The 21,471-nt window shown below is 34.4% G+C and carries 15 protein-coding genes; 10 read left to right on the plus strand and 5 right to left on the minus strand.

The window, feature by feature from the left end; translation table 11 throughout:
* The first annotated feature begins 9 nt into the window (after window positions 1-9).
* From AC1EUY_RS09985 to AC1EUY_RS10005, 5 genes are read left to right on the plus strand one after another with little or no spacing between them, the layout of a single operon-like run.
* On the plus strand, window positions 10-3,363 hold the full coding sequence (locus tag AC1EUY_RS09985; protein ID WP_480195386.1) for a VCBS repeat-containing protein: 3,354 nt from the start codon (window positions 10-12) through the stop codon (window positions 3,361-3,363).
* Window positions 3,356-6,604 (plus strand): VCBS repeat-containing protein, encoded by a 3,249-nt coding sequence (locus tag AC1EUY_RS09990; RefSeq protein WP_480195387.1) that lies wholly within the window; start codon window positions 3,356-3,358, stop codon window positions 6,602-6,604. Before AC1EUY_RS09985 ends, AC1EUY_RS09990 begins: the two co-directional genes overlap by 8 nt.
* Window position 6,605: 1 nt before the next feature.
* A complete protein-coding gene (locus AC1EUY_RS09995; protein WP_480195388.1) occupies window positions 6,606-7,940 on the plus strand; it encodes a phosphatase PAP2 family protein in 1,335 nt (444 codons plus the stop codon).
* Window positions 7,941-7,951: 11 nt separating this feature from the next.
* Window positions 7,952-8,845 carry a GyrI-like domain-containing protein gene (locus AC1EUY_RS10000; RefSeq protein ID WP_480195389.1) on the plus strand — a complete coding sequence of 298 codons (894 nt, stop codon included), beginning with the start codon at window positions 7,952-7,954 and terminating at the stop codon, window positions 8,843-8,845.
* 30 nt (window positions 8,846-8,875) lie between these two features.
* Window positions 8,876-10,192 (plus strand): MFS transporter, encoded by a 1,317-nt coding sequence (locus AC1EUY_RS10005; protein ID WP_480195390.1) that lies wholly within the window; start codon window positions 8,876-8,878, stop codon window positions 10,190-10,192.
* Window positions 10,193-10,232: 40 nt separating this feature from the next.
* Here the strand turns inward: AC1EUY_RS10005 and AC1EUY_RS10010 are convergent, their stop codons facing one another.
* Genes AC1EUY_RS10010 through AC1EUY_RS10030 form a run of 5 tightly spaced genes read right to left on the minus strand, consistent with a single transcriptional unit; the run spans window position 10,233 to window position 15,444 of the window.
* Complete coding sequence (locus AC1EUY_RS10010; RefSeq protein ID WP_480195391.1) at window positions 10,233-10,979, minus strand: 3-keto-disaccharide hydrolase; 747 nt, start codon at window positions 10,977-10,979, stop codon at window positions 10,233-10,235.
* Window positions 10,980-10,989: 10 nt separating this feature from the next.
* Window positions 10,990-12,042 carry a sugar phosphate isomerase/epimerase family protein gene (locus AC1EUY_RS10015; protein WP_480195392.1) on the minus strand — a complete coding sequence of 351 codons (1,053 nt, stop codon included), beginning with the start codon at window positions 12,040-12,042 and terminating at the stop codon, window positions 10,990-10,992.
* Window positions 12,043-12,048: 6 nt separating this feature from the next.
* The gene (locus AC1EUY_RS10020; protein WP_480195393.1) at window positions 12,049-13,185 is read right to left on the minus strand and encodes a Gfo/Idh/MocA family protein; all 1,137 of its coding nucleotides are present in this window, start codon (window positions 13,183-13,185) and stop codon (window positions 12,049-12,051) included.
* A 14-nt stretch (window positions 13,186-13,199) separates the two neighbouring features.
* On the minus strand, window positions 13,200-14,435 hold the full coding sequence (locus tag AC1EUY_RS10025) for a nucleoside permease (protein WP_480195394.1): 1,236 nt from the start codon (window positions 14,433-14,435) through the stop codon (window positions 13,200-13,202).
* 28 nt (window positions 14,436-14,463) lie between these two features.
* The gene (locus tag AC1EUY_RS10030) at window positions 14,464-15,444 is read right to left on the minus strand and encodes a sugar phosphate isomerase/epimerase family protein (protein WP_480195395.1); all 981 of its coding nucleotides are present in this window, start codon (window positions 15,442-15,444) and stop codon (window positions 14,464-14,466) included.
* A 234-nt stretch (window positions 15,445-15,678) separates the two neighbouring features.
* Here AC1EUY_RS10030 and AC1EUY_RS10035 point away from each other — a divergent pair, with 234 nt between their 5' ends.
* The 5 genes from AC1EUY_RS10035 (at window position 15,679) to AC1EUY_RS10055 (ending at window position 21,427) form a co-directional block, all read left to right on the plus strand.
* Window positions 15,679-17,376 (plus strand): GMC oxidoreductase, encoded by a 1,698-nt coding sequence (locus AC1EUY_RS10035; RefSeq protein WP_480195396.1) that lies wholly within the window; start codon window positions 15,679-15,681, stop codon window positions 17,374-17,376.
* Window positions 17,377-17,380: 4 nt separating this feature from the next.
* Complete coding sequence (locus tag AC1EUY_RS10040) at window positions 17,381-17,971, plus strand: gluconate 2-dehydrogenase subunit 3 family protein (RefSeq protein ID WP_480195397.1); 591 nt, start codon at window positions 17,381-17,383, stop codon at window positions 17,969-17,971.
* 6 nt (window positions 17,972-17,977) lie between these two features.
* Window positions 17,978-18,793 (plus strand): 3-keto-disaccharide hydrolase, encoded by an 816-nt coding sequence (locus tag AC1EUY_RS10045; RefSeq protein ID WP_480195398.1) that lies wholly within the window; start codon window positions 17,978-17,980, stop codon window positions 18,791-18,793.
* Window positions 18,794-18,810: 17 nt separating this feature from the next.
* Window positions 18,811-20,247 carry a Gfo/Idh/MocA family protein gene (locus AC1EUY_RS10050; RefSeq protein ID WP_480195399.1) on the plus strand — a complete coding sequence of 479 codons (1,437 nt, stop codon included), beginning with the start codon at window positions 18,811-18,813 and terminating at the stop codon, window positions 20,245-20,247.
* 106 nt (window positions 20,248-20,353) lie between these two features.
* Window positions 20,354-21,427, plus strand: a complete 1,074-nt coding sequence (locus tag AC1EUY_RS10055) for a 2Fe-2S iron-sulfur cluster-binding protein (RefSeq protein ID WP_480195400.1) — start codon at window positions 20,354-20,356, stop codon at window positions 21,425-21,427.
* Window positions 21,428-21,471: the final 44 nt, after the last annotated feature.

The following is a 21,471-nucleotide window of genomic DNA, read 5'->3' on the forward strand; positions in this document are numbered from 1 at the left end:
TAGCAATTGATGAAGCTACTAAAGAATATAACCATTATAAAGTCTATAACTTTTCTGTTCATTTTGTTAGGATGTACAAAAGCCGAAAAAAATGTAGAATCTACAAGCGGTGATGAGCTAAAGTTATTTACGCTGATGAGTTCTGAAGAAACTGGTATAGACCTATTCAATAAGGTCGAAAACCAAAAAGACTTTAACATCTTTATGTATCGTAACTTATACAACGGCGGCGGCGTTGCAATCGGCGATATTAATAATGATGGCTTGGCTGATATTTATATGACCGGTAATATGGAGTCAAATAAATTGTATCTAAACAAGGGTAATTTTAAATTTGAAGATATCTCAGAAAAAGCAGGTGTTACCGGTAATAAACCATGGTCAACAGGCGTAAACATGGTAGATATAAATCAAGATGGCTTATTAGATATCTATGTGAGTAATGCAGGTAATATGAAAGGTAATAATCATGATAATGACCTTTATATAAACAATGGCGACCTTACATTTACGGAAAGTGCGGAGAAATATAATTTAGCTAAAACTGGGTTTAGTACTCATGCAACTTTTTTTGATTATGATAAAGATGGCGATCTTGATGCGTATATCTTAAACAATAGCAATATTCCGGTAAGTAGTCTTGGATATGCTGAGCAACGCCAAGTAAGAGCTCAAGATTGGGAAGGCGTACCAGAAATCTTTAGAGGTGTTGGTGATATGCTGCTACGTAATGACGATGGAAAATTTGTTGATGTTAGCGAAAAAGCAGGAATTTATGGTAGTCTCATTGGTTTTGGTTTAGGCGTAATGATTACCGACCTCAATAATGATCTCTACCCAGATATCTATGTGTCAAATGATTTTTATGAGCGAGATTATTTATACATCAATAATCAAGATGGTACATTTTCGGAGGAAATAAAAAATTGGACTTCACATCTCAGCCTATCCGCCATGGGTATAGATATCTCAGATATTAATAATGACGGTAATGCAGATATTTTTATCACCGATATGTTACCAGAAGAAGATCAACGCGTAAAGTCTGTAATGGAATTTGAAGGCTATAACGTATTCAAACTAAAACAAAGTAAAGATTTTTATCAGCAATACATCCAAAACACACTACAGTTAAACAATGGTAATGGCTCATTTTCTGAGATAGCCTATTATAGCGGTGTTCACGCAACAGATTGGAGCTGGGCTGGATTACTATTCGATATGGATAATGATGGCTATAGAGATATTTACATCACAAATGGTATCAATCATGACCTTACCGATTTAGATTTTGTGGACTTTTTTGCCAATGAGATCATCCAAAAAATGGCTTTAACAGGCAAAAAACAGGTGATTGATTCTATTATTAATAAAATGCCTGTTGCACCACAATCTAACTATGCTTTTAAAAATAATAAAGACCTCACTTTTAGTAATGCCTCCAAAGATTGGGGATTAGAATTACCCAGTAAATCGAATGGCGTTGCTTATGGTGATTTAGATAATGACGGTGATTTAGATTTTGTAGTGAATAATGTTAATATGGAGGCCTTTGTATATAGAAATAATGCGGAAAAGGTAACTGACAACAACTATATAAAACTAAAATTTATAGGAAAAGATAACAATAAGTTTGCAATTGGCACTACCGTAAAATTATATTATGAAAACAATACAGTACTTCAAGAATTGATTCCTTCTAGAGGATTTCAGTCTTCAATGGAGCATACCATGACCATAGGTCTTGGCGCCACAAAAAAAATTGATTCTATTCGAGTTATCTGGCCAGATGAAACGACACAAAAATTAGTAACTATTGATGCCAATCAACTTATTACACTTCATCAAAAAGATAGTGAAACCAAATACAAGCCTTTTAAGGAGAAAAATAAAAAATCACTTCTTAAAGAGCTTCCAAATCAAAACTTTATAAGTCATAAAGAGAATGAATATAATGATTTTGATTACGAAGGCTTGATTTCAAAAAAGATATCTCAAGAAGGCCCTTCACTAGCTGTTGGCGATATCAATAATGATGGAAATGAAGATGTATTTGTTGGTGGCGCTAAAGGGCAACCAGCTACTATCTACACACATAAAGGAAACGGAAAACTAAGTGTAAAAGCTTTTTTTCAAGAAGATGCAAATCTTGAAGATACAGCAGCAGCTTTTTTTGACGCCGATAGTGATGGTGACCTAGACTTAATGGTAGCTAGTGGTGGTAATGAAGTAAATAATGAAAGAAATTATAAAAATCGTTTATACCTCAACGATGGAAAAGGTAACTTTAAAAAGTCGCTAAACCGCATTCCATCTAGTTTTAAAAATGTATCTGTAGTTGCGCCTTACGATTTTGATAGTGATGGTGATATAGATGTTTTTATAGGTTCAAGAAGCGTTGTTGGCACGTATGGTGTAAATCCAGACCATTTGTTTTTAGAAAATACCGGTGATGGCACATTTACAGATGCAACTGAAAAAGTAGCCTACAAAGTAAAAGAAGCAGGTATGATTACCGATGCCAAATGGGTTGATATAGATGGCGATGCTAAAAAAGATCTTATTACCGTTTCAGAATGGGGCACTATAAATATTTATAAAAATTCTGGTCGTAGGTTATCAAATTATCAAACAAATCTCAAGGATCACTATGGCTGGTGGAATTCAGTTGAAACGGCAGATCTAGATAACGACGGAGATTTAGATTTTATACTAGGCAATCAGGGCAGTAATACACATTACAAAGCTTCAAAAGAGCAGCCAATGAAAATGTGGGTAAATGACTTTGATAATAATGGTACCATAGAGCAAATTGTAACCAGAAACTACAACGGAAAAGATTATCCCGTCCATCAGAAAAAAGAATTGACCACACAAATGGTTTCCTTAAAGAAACAGAATTTAAAAGCTTCTGAATACGCTAAAAAAACTGTTGATGAATTATTCCCAAAAGAGATATTTGAAAATTCAATTCAAAAGACTGCCAATATTGCTGAATCAGTCATAGCCATTAACGAAGGCGGAGGAAAATTCACTATTAAAAAATTACCACCGCAGGTTCAGCTCTCATGTGTCTGCGATGTTACATGTACAGACATCAATAATGATGGGTATTTAGATATCATCCTAGGCGGCAACAATTTTGAATTTAAACCACAATATTCAAGACTAGATGGTATGTATGGTGGCGTATTACTTAATGATGGTAAACTAAATTTTACTTGGCAAGATTATAACACCAGTGGCTTCTTCATCAAAGAAGAAATAAAACACATCGAACAGTTTAAAGATAAAAATGGTAACCTATACATTATCACTGCTATTAATGATGGTAAACCAAAAATCTTCAAGCTCAATGAATAAGCACCTATTTCTTATACTAGTATTCGTTTTTGTAAGCTGCTCAAAAAAAGAAGGAAGCTTATTTAAAAATCCAAATGCCAGCGATACTGGTATTGCCTTCACCAATACCATAACCGAAACAGATGAGCTCAACATCTTAGATTATCTCTACTTCTATAACGGAGGTGGTATTGCTGTTGGTGATATCAACAACGATGGTTTGCCCGATATTTTCTTTAGCGGAAATCAGGTTAAAAACAAATTATACCTCAACAAAGGCAATTTGAAATTCGAAGATATTACTGATGCTGCTGCTGTTGCAGGAAACAGTTCTTGGAATACAGGTGCCGTTATGGGTGATGTAAACGGAGATGGGTTGTTAGACATTTACGTTTGCGCAGTAGTAGGCATTAAAGGTTTTGATGGGTTTAATGAGTTATACATTAACAATGGAGATAATACATTTACAGAGCGTGCTGCTCAGTATGGATTAGATTTCGATTCGTATAGTTCTAATGCTGCTTTTTTAGACTATGACCTCGATGGAGACCTCGATATGTACATTTTAAATCATGCAGTACATACACAAGAGTCTTTTGGTCATGCTAAACTTAGATTTAAGAGAAATTATCAAACTGGAGACAAATTAATGCGCAATGACGGTGATACATTTACAGATGTAAGTGAGCAGGCAGGCATTTTTGGCGGAATTAATGGTTACGGCTTAGGAATTGCTATTTCCGATTTTAACCAAGATGGGTATCCTGATATTTATGTAGGAAATGATTTTCATGAAGATGACTATTATTACCTGAATAATGGGGACGGTACATTTACGGAAAGCTTAAAAAAATACTTTGGGCATACAACGAGATTTTCAATGGGAAGTGATGTAGCAGATATAAACAATGACGGTTGGCCTGATATTTTATCTTTAGATATGCTTCCTGAAGATGAAAATATTTTAAAATCATCCGAAGGAGATGATAATATTCAAACACAAAAATTACGAACTGAGCGTTTCGGATACCACTATCAATTTACACGTAACATGTTACATATTAATCAACAAAATAGTCCTTATACAGAAACTGCTTTGTTAAGTGGTATTGCAGCAACAGACTGGAGTTGGAGTGGTTTATTTGCTGATTACGATCAAGACGGGCAGCAAGATCTATTTATAGCGAATGGAATTCCTAAGCGTCCAAATGATCTAGATTATATCAATTTTGTGTCTAGTGAAGAAATCCAAAAAAAAATAAACAACACAAAATTAGTAGATCAACAAGCTATCGATTTAATGCCTTCTGGCGCGGTACATAATTATATCTTTAAAGGAGCAAAAGACCTAAAATTTGAAGACAAATCTAAAGATTGGATTAGAAAAGACACTTTAATATCCGGAGCGACAGCGATAAGCGATCTAGACAATGATGGCGACCTCGATATCATCACCAATAATATCAATAGCCCTGCTACGCTCTATATCAACAAAACAAATTCAAAAAGTAATTACCTTAAATTAAAATTTGATTATACACCCAAAAATAAACTAGGTATTGGTACAAAAGTTTTTGCCTATCAAGGTGAAAAATTACAGTATCGAGAATTATATACCGTCCGTGGTTTTCAAGCCTCATCAGAACCTATAGTTCATTTTGGCTTTCGAGAAGCTAAAAAAATAGATTCGTTACGCATTATCTGGCCGAACAACACATCTCAAGTATTAAAAGATGTTTCTGTAAACCAGACAATTACAATTGAATTATTAGAAAATACTACTCCATTTAATTACAAATCTTTAAGATCAAAAACAAAGCAACTTTTTGAAAAAGTTGAAGATAACTTAGGTATTGACTTTATACATAAAGAAGATAATTATATCGATTTTAACCGTCAAAAATTAATTCCTTATCAAGTTTCAGATAAAGGTCCTGCTGTAGCTGTTGGAGATTTGAATAATGATGGTAAAAATGACCTTTTCTTTGGAGGCTCGAAATTTAAACCGTCAAAAATTTATCTACAAACTGATACCTCTTTTGTTGCGAAAAATTTTAACGCTATTTACAAAGACTCTATAAAAGAAGATGTTACAGCACTTATCGCAGATTTAAATGCTGACGGCAATAATGATCTTTTTCTAGGCTCTGGTGGAGCTGACTTTTACGGAAAAATGAAGCCGCTACTTGATAGCTATTATGTAAGAAAAGATAGCTCCTTTGTGTTAACACAACTCCCCGATTATTTTGAGAATGCTTCCATCATAAAAGCAAATGATTTTGATGGCGATGGAGATATTGATCTATTTGTGGCCAGTAATGCTGTATCTGGTGATTTTGGAAACATTCCAAATTCATACATCCTTAAAAATGAAAATGGTAATTTTTCTATCGAAGAAAATGAAGCACTTCAAAAAGCCGGCATCGTTACCTATGCCATTTGGCATGATTTTGATAATGATGGAATTGAAGACTTAATTATAGTTGGTGAATGGATGTCGCCAAAATTCTTTAAGAATACAAAAGGGAGCTTAAAAGAAGTAAATATATTAAAACAAAGCTTAAATGGCTTGTGGCAAGCCATTATTCCGTTTGATATAGATCAAGATGGCGATACAGATTACTTACTCGGCAATTGGGGAACAAATTCTAAGTTTAAAGCTTCAGAAAAATATCCTATGAAAATGTACTATGCCGATTTTGATGACAATAGCAGTACAGAAACCATTATTGCTACAGAAAAAAACGGAAAGTATTACCCTCTAGCCGATCTTAATACACTTTCTAGTCAATTAGTTAGCTTAAAAAAGAAGTTTCCATCGTATAAAACCTACGGTGGTAAAACAATAGAACAGATTTTTGACAAAACTGCGTTAAGCAAAGCTAATCTATTAACTGTAAACACTTTAGAATCAGGCTATTTAAAAAACAACAATGGTGCATTTATATTTGTACCATTTCAAACTGAATTACAAGTGGCTCCTATTAAAGTCTTTTTGAGTCATGATTTTGACAATGATAGTAAAGAAGAAGTACTTGCTGCTGGCAACTACTTTGGTATTAAACCTTATCATGGTCGTTTCGATTCTTTTTCTGGCGCCTTGATAAAGAGTGAAAATAATGTAATTTTGGGAAATAAAGTTGGGTTAAATCTTACACAAAAATCTGTAAGGCATCTCAATATGATAACTTTAAATAATCAAGACTATTTACTAGTCACTTTTAATAATGATAAAGCACAGGTATATAAAATTAAGAAGTAAAATGACATTGAAAAAATCACTTGTACTATTCACCACACTTACTGTTTTCATCTCTTGTACTACAAAAAGTGATCCTATAAAAATTACTGCTAATGATTTTCACGCTTCGGTTGATAAAGTAACCGAAATTATGGTGCATGATATTTTTTCACCACCTGTAGCCAGTAGAATTTATGCGTACCCAAATATTGCCGCCTACGAAATCATCGCACAGCAAAACGAAAATTACCGTTCATTACACAATCAAGTTAATGAATTAAGTAGTATTCCTAAAGCAGATAAAGTTGTAAACTATCAATTAGCAGCACTGATAGCTCATATGGATGTTAGTCGTCGATTGATTTTCTCTGAAGATAAAATAGAATCGTATCGAGATAGCTTGTATGAAGTATGGCAAGATAAAAACAGTGTAGAGTTTGAAGCAGCCAAAGAATATGGTTTAAAAGTTGCCGAGAATATTACAGGTTGGTTAGATAAAGACAACTACAAGCAAACTCGTACCATGCCGAAGTTTACTGTAATTAGCGATGATCCTTCGCGTTGGCAACCTACACCTCCAGCCTATATGGATGGTATTGAACCGCATTGGAACAAGATCAGAACTTTTGTGATAGATTCTGCAGCACAATTTAAGCCTGTTCCTCCACCTACTTTTTCTATGAATAAAAAATCTGATTTTTACAAAGAACTTAAAGAAGTCTATGATATCAGTGAGCAAATAACAAAAGATGGGGACGATTCTGAAGAGATTGAGATTGCCCAGTTCTGGGATTGCAATCCATATGTATCGGTTACGCGTGGCCATTTAATGTTTGCAACTAAAAAAATTACACCTGGCGCACATTGGATTGGTATTACAAAAATTGCAGCTAGAAAAACGAATTCTGATTTTAACAAAACTGTTTATGCCTACACTAAAACATCGATGGCTATTGCCGATGCGTTTATTAGTTGTTGGGATGAAAAATATCGTAGTAACTTAATAAGGCCAGAAACATTGATAAATCAACATATTGATGAAAACTGGAAACCAATACTGCAAACACCTCCATTTCCTGAATATGTGAGTGGCCATTCTGTAGTTTCTGGAGCTGCATCAGTTGCATTGACTAACATTTTTGGAGATAATTTTGCCTTTGATGATGATACCGAATTGGTGTATGGACTTCCTGTCAGAAAATTCAATTCATTTGCGGCTGCTGCGGATGAGGCTGCTATTAGCAGGATGTACGGAGGTATCCATTACAGAGCAGCCGTTGAGATTGGTGTTAAACAAGGGCGAGATTTAGGACAGTTTGTCGTTGATAATTTAGAAATGTACAAAGTCGAGGATTAAGTTCTAAGTGAATGAAAACAAAAAAAATCACACTTATTTTAAGTGTCATCGTTTTAGCAGCGCTTACTTGGTATTTATTTATAAAACCTTATGATTATTTGGTTACTTTCAAAGCCAAGTCAACCCCAAGTATTATCAATCATTCCATTAAAAACTGGAATGAATCATTAGCTAATAACTCAAAAATAAGTCAAGCTACAACAACTGAGCTATCACAAAAGGTGTTCATTAATGACTCTACGTATAACTATAATTGGAAGCTCATAGCTATAAATGATTCAACATCAAAAGTAAAAGTATATGTAAAAGACCTGAACCATAGTTTCATCAATAAGCTGAAAATTCCATTCAGCAATACAAACTTTGAAAAGACAACCAAAAGAACCCTGCTTAATTTTAATAAAGAATTAAATGAGCATCTTAAAAAATTTAAGGTAAAAGTTGTTGGTATGGATAGTATAAAAGGAACTTATTGTGCTTATGTTCCCATAAAAACGGCGCGAAACAAAAAAGCAAGAGGCATGATGCAAAACTATTCTATGCTAGATAATTTTATGTTTAAGAACAGCCTTAAATTAAATGGTAAACCCAGAATTGAAATCGTAGATTGGAATACCGAGCAGGATAGCATTACATATAATTTTTGTTACCCAATTATAAAATCAGATTCGCTACCAAATCATCCTTTAATTAAATACAAGCAGCTTGAAGATAAGGTTGGCTTAAAAGCAATTTACAATGGTAACTATATCACATCAGATAAAGCATGGTATGTATTGCAAGACTATGCAAAGATGAAGAGGATGAATATTGTCCAAACACCTATTGAAGTATTTCATAACAACCCTAACATGGGTGGTAATGAACTAAATTGGAAAACTGAAGTGTTTATGCCAATTCAATAAAAATACCTACTTTTAAAAAAACCTACTCAAATGACACAAAAGCCCCTTAAAACTAGATTATCCTTTTGGCAAATCTTTAATATGAATGTTGGCTTTCTTGGAATTCAATATAGTTTCGGTTTACAGCAAACAGCCATAAATCCGATTTTTTTGTATTTGGGAGCATCCGAAGAAATGCTTCCTATTTTAAACATCGCAGGACCCGTAACTGGCTTAATAGTACAACCAATAATAGGAGCAATGTCTGATAAGACATGGTCCTCAAGATGGGGTAGAAGAAAACCATATTTTTTGATTGGTGCTTTGATAGGAAGTTTATGTCTTTTTGCTTTTCCAACCAGTCCAGTATTGTGGTTTGCAGTTGGACTGTTATGGATTTTAGATGTCGGGAATAACATGGCAATGGAACCTTACAGAGCTTTTGTTGGAGACAAATTACCTGAAAAACAATTAAGTTTAGGATACCAAATGCAAAGCTTATTTGTTGGAGCGGGTATTTTACTGGCAAACTTTTCAATTATTTTATTTCAAGATTGGTTCGGAGGAGATTCTGTAGAAGTGGCGGGATCTATACCAAAATGGTTATATTATTCTTTCTTTATTGGAGGTTTTCTTTCAATTGTGACCATACTATGGTCAGTATTAAAAACACCCGAAATTCCTCCAACTCATGAAGAATTGCTAGAGATTAATAAAAGTAAAGCGCTTCCTTTTGGTAAACGAATTAGAGAACCTTTTTTAGAAATAGTTGATGCTATAAAAAGAATGCCAAAGTTTATGTGGAAAATTGGAGTAGTCTATTTATTTCAATGGTATGCTTTATTTATTTATTGGCAATTTATCACGCCACTTTTTAAACTGACTCTAAATTATTCAACGTCTGAAGCAGCTGCTCAGGCAGCAAAAATGAGTACTACTTATAACGTAGTAACCATGCTTGTTGCGTTGGCATTAGTACCATTAACACTTCGTTTTGGGGGTAAAAAAATCTATGCCTTAAGTTTATTTGGCACTGCATTAGCTTTGTTTACAATACCGTATATATCCGATCCAAACATGGTACTAATACCGATGGTTTTATTCGGAATTGGTTGGGCGGCTATGATGGGTATACCCTATACGATGGTTTCAAAAATTGTTCCGCAAGAGCGTAGAGGTGTATATATGGGGATTTTAAATATGATGATTGTAATCCCGATGTTTATACAAACATTAACATTTGGTCCAATATATAAATATCTGTTAAAAGGAAATGCTATTAACGCAATGTTATTTGCAGGTATCTTTTTTGGAGTTGCTGCGTTTTTATCTCTACGATTAAACGTATCAAAGACGAAAGAAATCTAAATAAAAAAGCTTCGATTCATCGAAGCTTTTTTATTATTTTTTAAAGTTTTTTAATTTTTATATTTCGAAACCAGACGACATCAGAATGATCTTGTAAACCGATATGTCCCTCATGGTATTTACCAAAGCCTTCCCAATCTTTAAATTTTGAGTTGGCTACCATAGCATCCCATTTTTCTCCATGTACTGGAAATGTAAATGCCTCTTTACCATTCATCATAACAGAACCAATATTATTTTTATGATCTACTTTTAAGATACATTCATTCCATTCACCAGCAGGATGTATCAAATCATCTGGGCAAGCAATCATATCATATAATGAACCCGCTTTATGAGTTCCTTCAGCGATGAATGAATCAGGATGTAATTTATTATCTAACACCTGAATTTCTGGTCCAGTTTGATAAGCTTCAGGAAATTTCTCATCTTCATATACACCCCAAAAAATACCACTATTACCCTTTTCTGAAGCTTTCCATTCAAGAGATAAGACAAAATTTTTAAACTTTTGTTTAGAGATTATATTCTTTCCACCACGATCACTAGGGGTAAATTTCATGGCATCTCCATCAATGGTCCATTCATTATAGATGCTATCAGATAAGTATCCTCGCCATTGATCAAGAGAGTTTCCGTCAAAAAGTACAATCCAATCATTTTCTTTTTCCATTTCTTTTTCTATTTCAGTGTCTGACGATTTTTCGACAATAGCTTTTTTAGTATCCTTTTTACAGGCAGCTACTAATATCGTAACTAGTAGTGCAAATCCAACTATTTTTTTCATATTTATAAAATTATAATCCTAAAATTCTTTTTAATTCTTCTTTATTTACTTCCGCTCCAGCGAAATCATCAAATGCTTTTTGAGTTGCTTCGATAATATGTTCTTGAATAAATTGAGCACCTTCGCGAGCTCCTTGCTCAGGAGATTTAATACAACATTCCCATTCCATTACAGCCCAAACATCACAACCATATTGCGTTAGTTTTGAAAATATTGTTTTAAAATCTATCTGACCATCGCCTGGTGAACGATAACGTCCTGCACGATTTCCCCAATCATTATAGCCTCCAAAAACACCTTTTTTTCCTGTAGGATTAAACTCTGAGTCTTTTACATGGAAAGCTTTTATAAATTGATGATAATGATCAATATATTCAATATAGTCGAGTTGCTGTAATACAAAATGCGATGGATCATACAAAATATTTACACGTTTATGATTTCCAGTAGCTTCAAGAAAACGTTCAAAGGTGTCACCATCATGAATATCTTCACCAGGATGTACTTCATAGCATACATCAACTCCTTGTTCATCAAAATGATTAAGAATGGGTAACCAGCGCTTTGCTAATTCTTCAAAACCCATTTCTACCAATCCAGAAGGTCTTTGCGGCCAAGGATGAAATGTGTGCCATAATAAAGCTCCTGAAAATGTTGCATGTACGTTTAAGCCTAGATGCTTACTAGCTGTTGCAGCATTTTTTACGGTTTGTATCGCCCATTCAGTTCTAGCTTTTGGATTGCCTTTATGGATGTTGGGCGCAAAATTATCGAACATAATATCATACGCAGGATGTACAGCGACTAATTGCCCTTGTAAATGCGTAGAAAGCTCCGTAATTTCTAAGCCATAAGAATTGATTTTCCCTTTTAATTCATCACAATAATTTTTGCTTTCTGCTGCAAGGTCTAAATCGATTAATCTCGATTCCCAGGTAGGAATCTGAATACCTTTATAACCTAAATCTGAAGCCCATTTACAAAGTCCATCTAACGAATTAAATGGAGCCTTGTCATCCATAAATTGGGCAAGAAAAATGGCAGGTCCTTTGATAGTTTTCATATTTTTTTAATCTAAATTTACCCAAACATTACCCTGTTGATGTGAGGCAACAGCTTTTTCAATAAAATTCATACCACGAACGCCATCTAGTATCGTTGGAAACTCCATCTTATCATAGGGTTCTTTTCGTATGGCTTTCGCCACACCTTTGTAAATATTTCCCATAGAATCAAAAATGCCCTCAGGGTGCCCAGGAGGTAGTTTTGTTCCGTCTAATGAAATTTCACTATTATAGGAATGTCCGGGTTTTAATACACGGAGCGGTTTACCATCTTCTAACAAATACAAATAATTTGGATTTTCTTGTGCCCATTTCAATCCGGCTTTTTTACCATAGATTTGTACTGTAAAATTGTTTTCCTCACCCGTAGCTATTTGACTTGCGCGTAAAACACCTTTTACATTATTTTCACATCTTAACAACACAGTGCCATCAATATCCATTCTATTATCATCGTATAAATAATTAAGATCAGACAAAATCGAATTAATCTTAAGTCCTGTAACATATTCAATCATATCAAAGGCATGCGTTCCTATATCGCCCATACAACAACTTATTCCTGATTTTTCTGGATTTAACCTCCATGTTGTTGACCTCTTTTGCTTATCATGAATGATTGGATTGATCCATCCTTGGTAGTATTGTGCATCTATTTTTTGAACAGTCCCTATTTCACCCTCAGCAATCATCTTTTTCATTTGTCGAATCATAGGATACCCTGTGTAGGTGTAGGTAACCGCAAAAACAGTATTCGCTAATTTTAGGGTACTTTGTAGAATTTTTGCTTCTTCGTAAGTAGTAGTCATGGGTTTTTCACAGATGACATTAAACCCATTCTCCAATAGTTTTTTTGCCATCGGAAAATGTAAGAAATTAGGTGTAAGTATTGAAACCACCTGCATGCGCTCAGAAAGAGGCAATTTAGTTTCTTCTGCTATTAAAGTGTCAAAATCTTTATAAATTCTATTTGTAGGTAATCCGATTTTTTGTGCAAAGCCAATGTTGTCTTCCCAAAGCGGATTAAAAACACCACCTACAATTTGGTATTGATCGTACATTGAAGATGCGACACGGTGTAAAATACCGATAAGTGAATCACCGCCACCACCAAGTATTCCTAACTTTAGTTTAGTACTCATTTAGTTAATATATATTATGAATCTTTATATTCTATTTTCTCATCTTTAAATAACAATGCATAGATCACCATAATCACTGCGGCAAATGCCGCTGGTATCATCCATATTTTTTGCCAATGATGTGTGTTCTCAGAGATTAAATATGAGTCGGTTATTTTTCCTGCCACCCAAAAACCAATTAACATACCTACACCATAGGTTGCAAGTGTAATCAATCCTTGTGCAGCACTTTTCACTTTTTCCCCTGCTTTTGAATCTGTATAAATTTGCCCAGATACAAAAAAGAAATCATAGCAAATTCCATGTAACGCAATACCCGTTAATAGCATAAAGACTAATTCTCCCGAATTACCGTAAGCAAATAGCAAATAGCGTACTGCCCAGGCAAACATTCCAAAAAGAATGGTCTTTTTAAAACCATATTTTTTAAAAAACCACGGTAATAAGAGCATAAACAAAACTTCAGAAATTTGACCAATCGTCATTTTTCCTGTGGGATTTGTCACGCCAATTTCAGCCAGAAAAGGGTTTGCATTCTGATAATAAAATGCTAATGGAATACATATTAATACTGATGAAATAAAAAAGATCAAAAAGTTACGATCGTTAAGCAATTTTAAAGCGTCTAACCCTAAAATATCAGAAACTGTAACAGATTCTCCTTTTGCTTTTGGAGGTGTTTTGGGTAATGTAAAACTGAAAATACCTAAAATAGCTGAAGCTATTGCTGTCATTAAAAATGTATTTTGTAACATTCCTTTATCACCAGTAATTTCTGGATTTGGATCCCAATGAAAAATATAGCTAATAGTTAGCCCAGCTGCAATCCAACCAATAGTACCCCATACTCGAATGTAGGAAAACTCTTTTGCTGGGTCAGTCATTTGATTAAACGAAACCGAATTTACCAAAGCTAATGTTGGCATATAGGCGATCATATATCCTAAAACATATGGATAAAAGACATTGAATTCGGTAGTTTGAGACATTTGGTACATTAAAAAAGCACCTATCAAATGTAATAAGCCAAGTATTTTTTCGGCGTTAAAAAAACGATCAGCAATCAACCCAATAATAAAAGGAGCAATAATAGCACCCCAAGATTGTGTTGAATAGGCCATGCCTGTTTCGGCACCCGAAGCATTCAGGTTATTTCCTAAAAAAGTACCAAGTGTAACGAACCAGCCACCCCAAATAAAAAATTCGAGAAACATCATAAATGATAACTGAAACTGCGTAGATTTTTTCATAAATAATTAAGTTAGTTAATTAGGTAGATTAGTTAAGTTCTTTTGCAACTTTTAGTAATAGATCACGTGTTGCTTTAATTCCGCCTTCTTCGCTCAATCTACTGCCTTCATATTCTACTCCTACATAACCAGTATAGTTAGCATCTTTTACTATTTGCATCATTTTTGTGTAATCAATGTTAGTCTCATTTCCATTTTTATCAAAGTCATAAGATTTCGCACTTACGGCTTTTGCAAAAGGCATCATTAATTTAATGCCTTCATACATGTCTGCATATTCTTCTAGACATTCTCCCCAATTTTCTCCATCTTTTCGCTTGATACACCAATTGCCGAAATCAGGTAAAGTACCACAATTTTCCATATTAACTGCTTTGATAACTTGAGTAACTCGAGGAGCATCAGATGACATCCAGCCATGATTTTCAACAAGTACATTAATGTTCTTTGTAGCGGCATAAGTTGATAATTTTCTTAAACCATCTTCTGCAACTTTAACCCATAGGTCTGGATCATTGGTGCCAAAAGTATTTACGCGAATAGAATGACAACCTAAATATTGTGCCGCATTTATCCATTTTTTATGGTTTTCGACAGCTTGATCTCGTTCTTTCTCATTCGCGGCAGCAAGATCGCCTTCTCCATCCACCATAACAATAAGATTTTGCATCTTATATTCGTTACTTTTTTTCTTTAAAACTATTAAAAGTGAATCCAATCCAAGAGACTCAATTTGTTTTGTGTACAATTGACTAACATATTCTAATCCTTCAAAACCTAATTCATTTGCCTTTTTAGCAAAATCAAATGGATCCATTTTACCGTCTTCAATTAACTTGTGTAAAGACCATTGCGCTAGCGAAAGTTTAAAAAAGGGTTCTGACATTTCTTGTTTTTGAGGTTCTTCATTTTTTGCTGTCTTCTGATTTTCTTTACATGCAAGAACTACTACACAAAAAAATAATATTGAGAAAGGTAATCTCAAATATTGTAGTATCATTGATTTCATAGATGATTTTAATTAGTTAGTTAAAATGAGGTATTAAAGTTACTATTTATCTGATGAAACCAAAAATGAATTACTAAATCGTTATAGTTAAAAAATGCTTGTTAAAAAAATCGATGTTCTTTAGAATATTCTTTACATTTAACCTTAAATATTTTGCAATTAACAATTTAAAGACTGTAAAAATATGAAAAGAACAGTTTTAAAATACACTAACTAACAATTTAATAACTAGTAATGAAATTAGATCAAGAGTATGATGCCATAGTAATTGGTACCGGTATTAGCGGTGGTTGGGCGGCCAAGGAACTTTGTGAGAAAGGCCTAAAAACCTTAGTGCTTGAAAGAGGTCGTATGGTAAAGCATATACAAGATTACCCGACCATGAATAAAGATCCTTGGGATTTTGAACCTGGTGTAAATGTCATCACGCAGGAAACTCGAAAAAGGCAAGAGAAACAAAGTAGAACAGGCTATACTACAAGAGAAGGAAGTAAGCATTGGTTTGTTGATGATGTGAAACATCCGTATAACGAAACAAAACGTTTCGACTGGATGCGTGGTTATCATGTTGGTGGTCGTTCAATTATGTGGGGAAGACATAGTTATCGATTAAGTGATCTAGATTTTGAAGCGAATAAGAAAGAAGGTGTAGGCGTAGATTGGCCCATACGCTATAAAGACCTAGCACCTTGGTATGATAAAGTCGAAGAATATATAGGAGTAAGTGGTGAGAATTTAGGATTGCCTCAATTACCAGATGGTAAATTTGAACCACCCATAGAGATGAATTGTGTTGAAGAACATCTTAAATCAAATATAGGTGAGAATTATGATGATAGAGTGCTAACGGTAGGTCGTGTAGCGCATATTACAAGTGACAAACAATATGAAGGTAGAGGAAAATGTCAATACAGAAATAGATGTATTCGGGGCTGCCCTTTTGGAGGTTACTTTAGCAGTAATTCATCTACATTACCAGCTGCTGAAAGAACTGGTAATATGACCTTGAGACCGAATTCAATTGTTCATGAGATTATCTATGATGATGCTAAAAAAAGTGCTACTGGAGTTAAAGTAATAGATGCCGAAACAAAAGAAACGATAGTTTTTAATGCTAAAATTATTTTTTGCTGTGCTTCTGCAATACCGACTACTGCAATTTTAATGCAATCAAAGTCAGAGCGGTTTCCTAATGGATTAGGAAATGATTCAGGTGAATTAGGACATAATATTATGGATCATCATTTTAAAGCGGGTGCAACAGCAAAGTATGATGGTTATGAAGATAAATATTATAAAGGTCGCAGGCCTGGTGGTATTTATTTACCACGCTTTAGAAATCTTGGTGATAAGAAGACAAAAACTAAGTTTTTAAGAGGGTATGGTTATCAAGGCGGAGCTGGTAGAAATGGTGTTTCAGAATATGTTGCCGAAGCGGGTTATGGTTCCGAATTAACAGAAACCATATTAAAACCAGGAGATTGGTCTATGACCCTTATGGGATTTGGTGAATGTCTGCCTTATCATGAAAATAAAATGACGCTTGATTATGAGAAGTTAGATGAATGGGGATTGCCTACAGTTACCTTCGATGCAGAATGGAAAGAAAACGAATGGGAAATGCGAAAAGATATGATAGAACAAGCCATGGAAATGTTTAAAAAAGCGGGTTTTAAAGATATTCAACCAATGGATAGTCCAGGAGCTCCAGGGTTAGGTATTCATGAAATGGGAACGGCACGAATGGGTAGAGACCCTAAAACATCTATTTTAAACGCAAATAATCAAATACATTCAGTTCCAAACGTATATGTAACTGATGGTGCTTGTATGACTTCTGCAGGTTGTCAGAATCCTTCACTAACGTATATGGCTTTAACGGCTAGAGCAGCAAATCATGCTGCAGAACAATTTAAAAAAATGAAAGCTTAGTAGTATGAAAAGAAGAGATGCAATTAAAAATATAGGAATGTCATTGGGTCTTGTAGTGGCAACACCTACTGTAATAAGCTTATTACAAAGTTGTAAGAGTGAACCCAAAATAGATTGGACTCCTGAGTCCTTTAATGACGAAGAAAGTGTACTCGTTAAAAAATTAGTAAGCTTAATTTTACCTAAAACAGGCAATTTACCAGGAGCTGTAGAAGTAAATGTACCCCAATTTATAGATAGATATGCTTCAAAAGTGGCTAGTAAAGAAGAGCAAGAAAAATTTAAGAATGGGCTGACTGTCATTATGAAGGTGTTAGGGAAATCAGTTTCTAAAGCTTCTGATAATGATTATGATACCTTATTAGCTAAATATCTCAAAGCTTCTCCAGAGCAAATAGAATCATTTCAAGAAAATGAAGATGATAAAAATGCATTTGAGGCATTAGTAGGACTCCGTGGCATTTCTATTTGGGGGTATAGAAATAGTAGAAAAGTAGGTATGGAAGTATTAGCGTACGATCCTGTACCTGGAGTACAAAAAGGATGTATTTCTTTAGAAGAGGCAACAGGTGGTAAAGCTTGGTCATTATCATAAATTATAATGAGGTATCTTTCTTACATAACGCTTTTTTTCTTACTACTTATTTTAAATTGTAAAGAAAGAAAAGAAAAAAATGATTTTAATAAGAAAGGAATAGATGCGGCTGAAAATTGGATTTCACTTTTTAATGGTGAAGATTTAGATGATTGGATAGTGAAGATTAATGGCTATTCAGTAGGTGAAAATATTCATAATACCTTTAGAGTAGAGGATGGTGTTATGAAGGTGTCATATGATGGTTATAATGAATTCGGAGAATCTTATGGACATATTTTCTATAACAAGCCATTTTCAAATTACAAACTGAGACTTCAATATAGATTTGTTGGTAAACAACCCAAAGATGGTCAATCTTGGGCTAAGAAAAATAGCGGGGTAATGTTACATGCACAATCTCCAGAAAGTATGTATGTAGATCAAGGATTTCCAGTTTCTTTAGAAGCCCAGTTTTTAGGAGGAATAGAAGAAGGTGTTGATAGACCTACAGGAAATTTATGCACACCTGGAGTTCATGTTACTATGTTGAATAATCTCATTACTGAGCATTGTATTCCTGCTGATGCGCCTACATTTTATGGTGATGAATGGGTTAAGATGGAAGTACTAGTGTTACATGATTCTCTCATTACTCATAATGTAAATGGTAGAGAAGTTATCCGATATTCCAAACCAATTATTGGAGGAGAATTTATGCCTGAAACTGATGAGTGGAAAAAGAAACAAGGTAAGCCTCTAACTTCTGGATATATTGCACTACAAAGTGAAAGCCATCCCATTGAGTTCAAAAATATTGAGATTTTAGAACTTGAGGAATAACTAAAATTTTAGTACTTATGAAAAAAAAACAAGTAACTACGAGAAGATCTTTTATTAAAAAGTCGGCGATTGCTTTCGCTGGAATTAGTATTGTGCCAAGGCATGTGCTCGGTCAAGGATTTGTTCCGCCTAGTGATAAATTGAATATTGCAGTTGTTGGAGGCGGGGGTAAAGGCTATACAGATGCACTACATGCGTGGAATAATGGAGCTTCTAATATCACAGCTATTTGTGATGTTGATTGGAATTTAGCTGCGAATGCTTTTAAAAAATTCCCTAAAGCCAAAAAGTATAAAGACTATAGAAAACTATTTGAAGAGGTTAACGATTTTGATGCTGTTACTATTTCTACACCAGATCATACACATGCTGTAATTACCATGGATGCTATGAAACGAGGAAAGCACGTTTACGTACAAAAGCCTCTAACACATAGTATTTATGAAGCGCGTATGCTTACTGAAGCAGCAAATAAATATAAAGTGGTTACACAAATGGGTAATCAAGGTGCGTCGGGTGACGGTGTTAAGCAAATGGCGAAATGGTTTAATGAAGGGAAAATTGGAAACGTAAAAACCGTGCATGTGTGGACAAATAGACCCGTTTGGCCTCAAGGTATTCCAATGCCTACAGACAAACCAAAAATGATCGATGGTTTAGCATGGGATGTCTGGGTAGGTCCAGCTAAGATGGTTGATTATCATCCATTATATCACCCATTCAAATGGCGTGGTTGGTGGAATTTCGGTACTGGAGCACTAGGGGATATGGGTTGTCATTTAATTGATCCGCCTTATAGAGTATTAGGACTTGGATATCCAACAGAAGTAGAAAGTAGTGTTGGCGCAATTTACACGAGAGATTGGGTGCCAGAATATCTACCTGAGTCATGTCCGCCTTCATCAAGAACACAGTTAAAATTTAAAGCAACAGAGAAAAATCCAGTTGACGTTACCATGACCTGGACAGATGGTGGTCTGCGACCATTTCATCCAGAAATAATACCAGCTGATCATCCAATAGGGGATAATAACAGTGCAAATGGAATTATAATGATTGGTGAAAAAGGTATTATGACTTGTGGTACCTATGGTAAAAATCCAAAAATTTATTTAAATTCAGGAGAGCTTATTACATATAAAGAAAAAAATAATGACTTACCTGAAAATGGTCATCAGATTTTTTGGGTTGACGCATGTAAAGAAGGTTTTGGAAAAAATAAGCATCAACAATTAACTTCTTCATTTGATTTTGCTGGACCGTTAACAGAATCTATTTTAATGGGTAACCTAGCGATTAGAAGTTATTTGGTTAGAACGCCTAGAAATAATGGAGGACATAATTATCCTGGAAGAAAGAAATTACTTTGGGATGGTAAGAATATGAAAATTACCAACTTTGAAGATGCAAATCAATTTGTAAAAAGAGAATACAGAGAAGGTTGGAGCTTATAAAGAAGGTTAACTTTTTTGTGACTTTATAAGGTTGCTGAATACTTCGTTTATTAGTATATTTGTCATATAAACTAACAACTGTTAGTTTTGAGAATATAAAATACATATGGCAGATTTTTACAGCTTAAAAGTTGCAGATATATATAAAGAAACCGATGACACCTCGGTTATCACCTTTGAAATTCCTTCTGAATTGCATGGAACGTTCAGATTTAGACAAGGACAACATTTAACTTTAAAGTCAATTATTAATGGTGAAGACATACGTCGTTCTTATTCTTTATGTTCTAGCCCGATAGATAATGAGTGGAAAGTTGCTGTAAAAAAAATTCCTGGAGGAAAATTTTCAACCTATATTAATGAACAATTAAAATCAGGAGATATTCTTGACGTAATGAGTCCTAGTGGCACATTTGGTGTTGATTGTAATCCCCAGAAAGCTAAGAACTATCTTTTCTTCGCTGCAGGAAGTGGCATTACGCCCATTTTATCGATGATGAAAGCGCATTTGGCACAAGAACCTAAATCAACTTGTAAGTTATTTTATGTCAATAAAACTGCAAAATCGATTATCTTTAAAGAAGAATTAGAGCAGCTCAGAAATACCTATTTTGGAAGACTTGAGATTTACTATTTTCTAACTAAAGAACGTCGTGATATCGAGTTATTTAACGGACGCTTTGATGACGAAAAAATGCAAGTACTCACAAAAACATTTATTGATATTCCAGATACTAGCGAAGTGTTTTTGTGTGGCCCAGAACAGATGGTAAACTACGTAAGTGAGTATCTTATAAATGCAGGTTTATCTAAAGATTTAGTGCATTTCGAGTTGTTTGTTACCGGATTATCAGAAGAAGATATTAAGCGTGCAGAACGTTTAGCACAACAAAATGTTGAAGGTATAGAAGTTACTATTGTAGATGGAGGCAAAGAATTTGCCTTTACCATGACCAAAGAGTACGATAACATCTTAGATGCGGCTTTGGGCGCGGGCGCCGATTTGCCATTTGCTTGTAAAGGAGGTGTGTGCAGTACCTGTAAATGCGAAGTGAAAGAAGGTGCAGTTGAAATGAAAATAAATTACGCATTAGACGATAAAGAAGTAAGTCAAAATCTAGTGTTGAGTTGTCAAGCAGTACCAATAACTGAAAAAGTAGTAGTCGATTTCGACGTATAACATTCCTGCGAATGCAGGAATCTCATAAATGAAATTGATTTTAA

The organism is Maritimimonas sp. 2210JD6-3, from assembly GCF_056591795.1.

What these genes read in the sequence shown, in the direction of transcription:
- AC1EUY_RS10040 (WP_480195397.1), top strand. Translation starts at nt 17,381, where the DNA reads ATGAAAAGAAGAGATGCAATTAAAAATATAGGAATGTCATTGGGTCTT.
- AC1EUY_RS09985 (WP_480195386.1), top strand. Translation starts at nt 10, where the DNA reads ATGAAGCTACTAAAGAATATAACCATTATAAAGTCTATAACTTTTCTG.
- AC1EUY_RS10000 (WP_480195389.1), top strand. Translation starts at nt 7,952, where the DNA reads ATGAAAACAAAAAAAATCACACTTATTTTAAGTGTCATCGTTTTAGCA.
- AC1EUY_RS10050 (WP_480195399.1), top strand. Translation starts at nt 18,811, where the DNA reads ATGAAAAAAAAACAAGTAACTACGAGAAGATCTTTTATTAAAAAGTCG.
- AC1EUY_RS09995 (WP_480195388.1), top strand. Translation starts at nt 6,606, where the DNA reads ATGACATTGAAAAAATCACTTGTACTATTCACCACACTTACTGTTTTC.
- AC1EUY_RS10020 (WP_480195393.1), bottom strand. Translation starts at nt 13,185, where the DNA reads ATGAGTACTAAACTAAAGTTAGGAATACTTGGTGGTGGCGGTGATTCA.
- AC1EUY_RS10030 (WP_480195395.1), bottom strand. Translation starts at nt 15,444, where the DNA reads ATGAAATCAATGATACTACAATATTTGAGATTACCTTTCTCAATATTA.
- AC1EUY_RS10010 (WP_480195391.1), bottom strand. Translation starts at nt 10,979, where the DNA reads ATGAAAAAAATAGTTGGATTTGCACTACTAGTTACGATATTAGTAGCT.
- AC1EUY_RS10025 (WP_480195394.1), bottom strand. Translation starts at nt 14,435, where the DNA reads ATGAAAAAATCTACGCAGTTTCAGTTATCATTTATGATGTTTCTCGAA.
- AC1EUY_RS10055 (WP_480195400.1), top strand. Translation starts at nt 20,354, where the DNA reads ATGGCAGATTTTTACAGCTTAAAAGTTGCAGATATATATAAAGAAACC.
- AC1EUY_RS09990 (WP_480195387.1), top strand. Translation starts at nt 3,356, where the DNA reads ATGAATAAGCACCTATTTCTTATACTAGTATTCGTTTTTGTAAGCTGC.
- AC1EUY_RS10045 (WP_480195398.1), top strand. Translation starts at nt 17,978, where the DNA reads ATGAGGTATCTTTCTTACATAACGCTTTTTTTCTTACTACTTATTTTA.
- AC1EUY_RS10035 (WP_480195396.1), top strand. Translation starts at nt 15,679, where the DNA reads ATGAAATTAGATCAAGAGTATGATGCCATAGTAATTGGTACCGGTATT.
- AC1EUY_RS10015 (WP_480195392.1), bottom strand. Translation starts at nt 12,042, where the DNA reads ATGAAAACTATCAAAGGACCTGCCATTTTTCTTGCCCAATTTATGGAT.
- AC1EUY_RS10005 (WP_480195390.1), top strand. Translation starts at nt 8,876, where the DNA reads ATGACACAAAAGCCCCTTAAAACTAGATTATCCTTTTGGCAAATCTTT.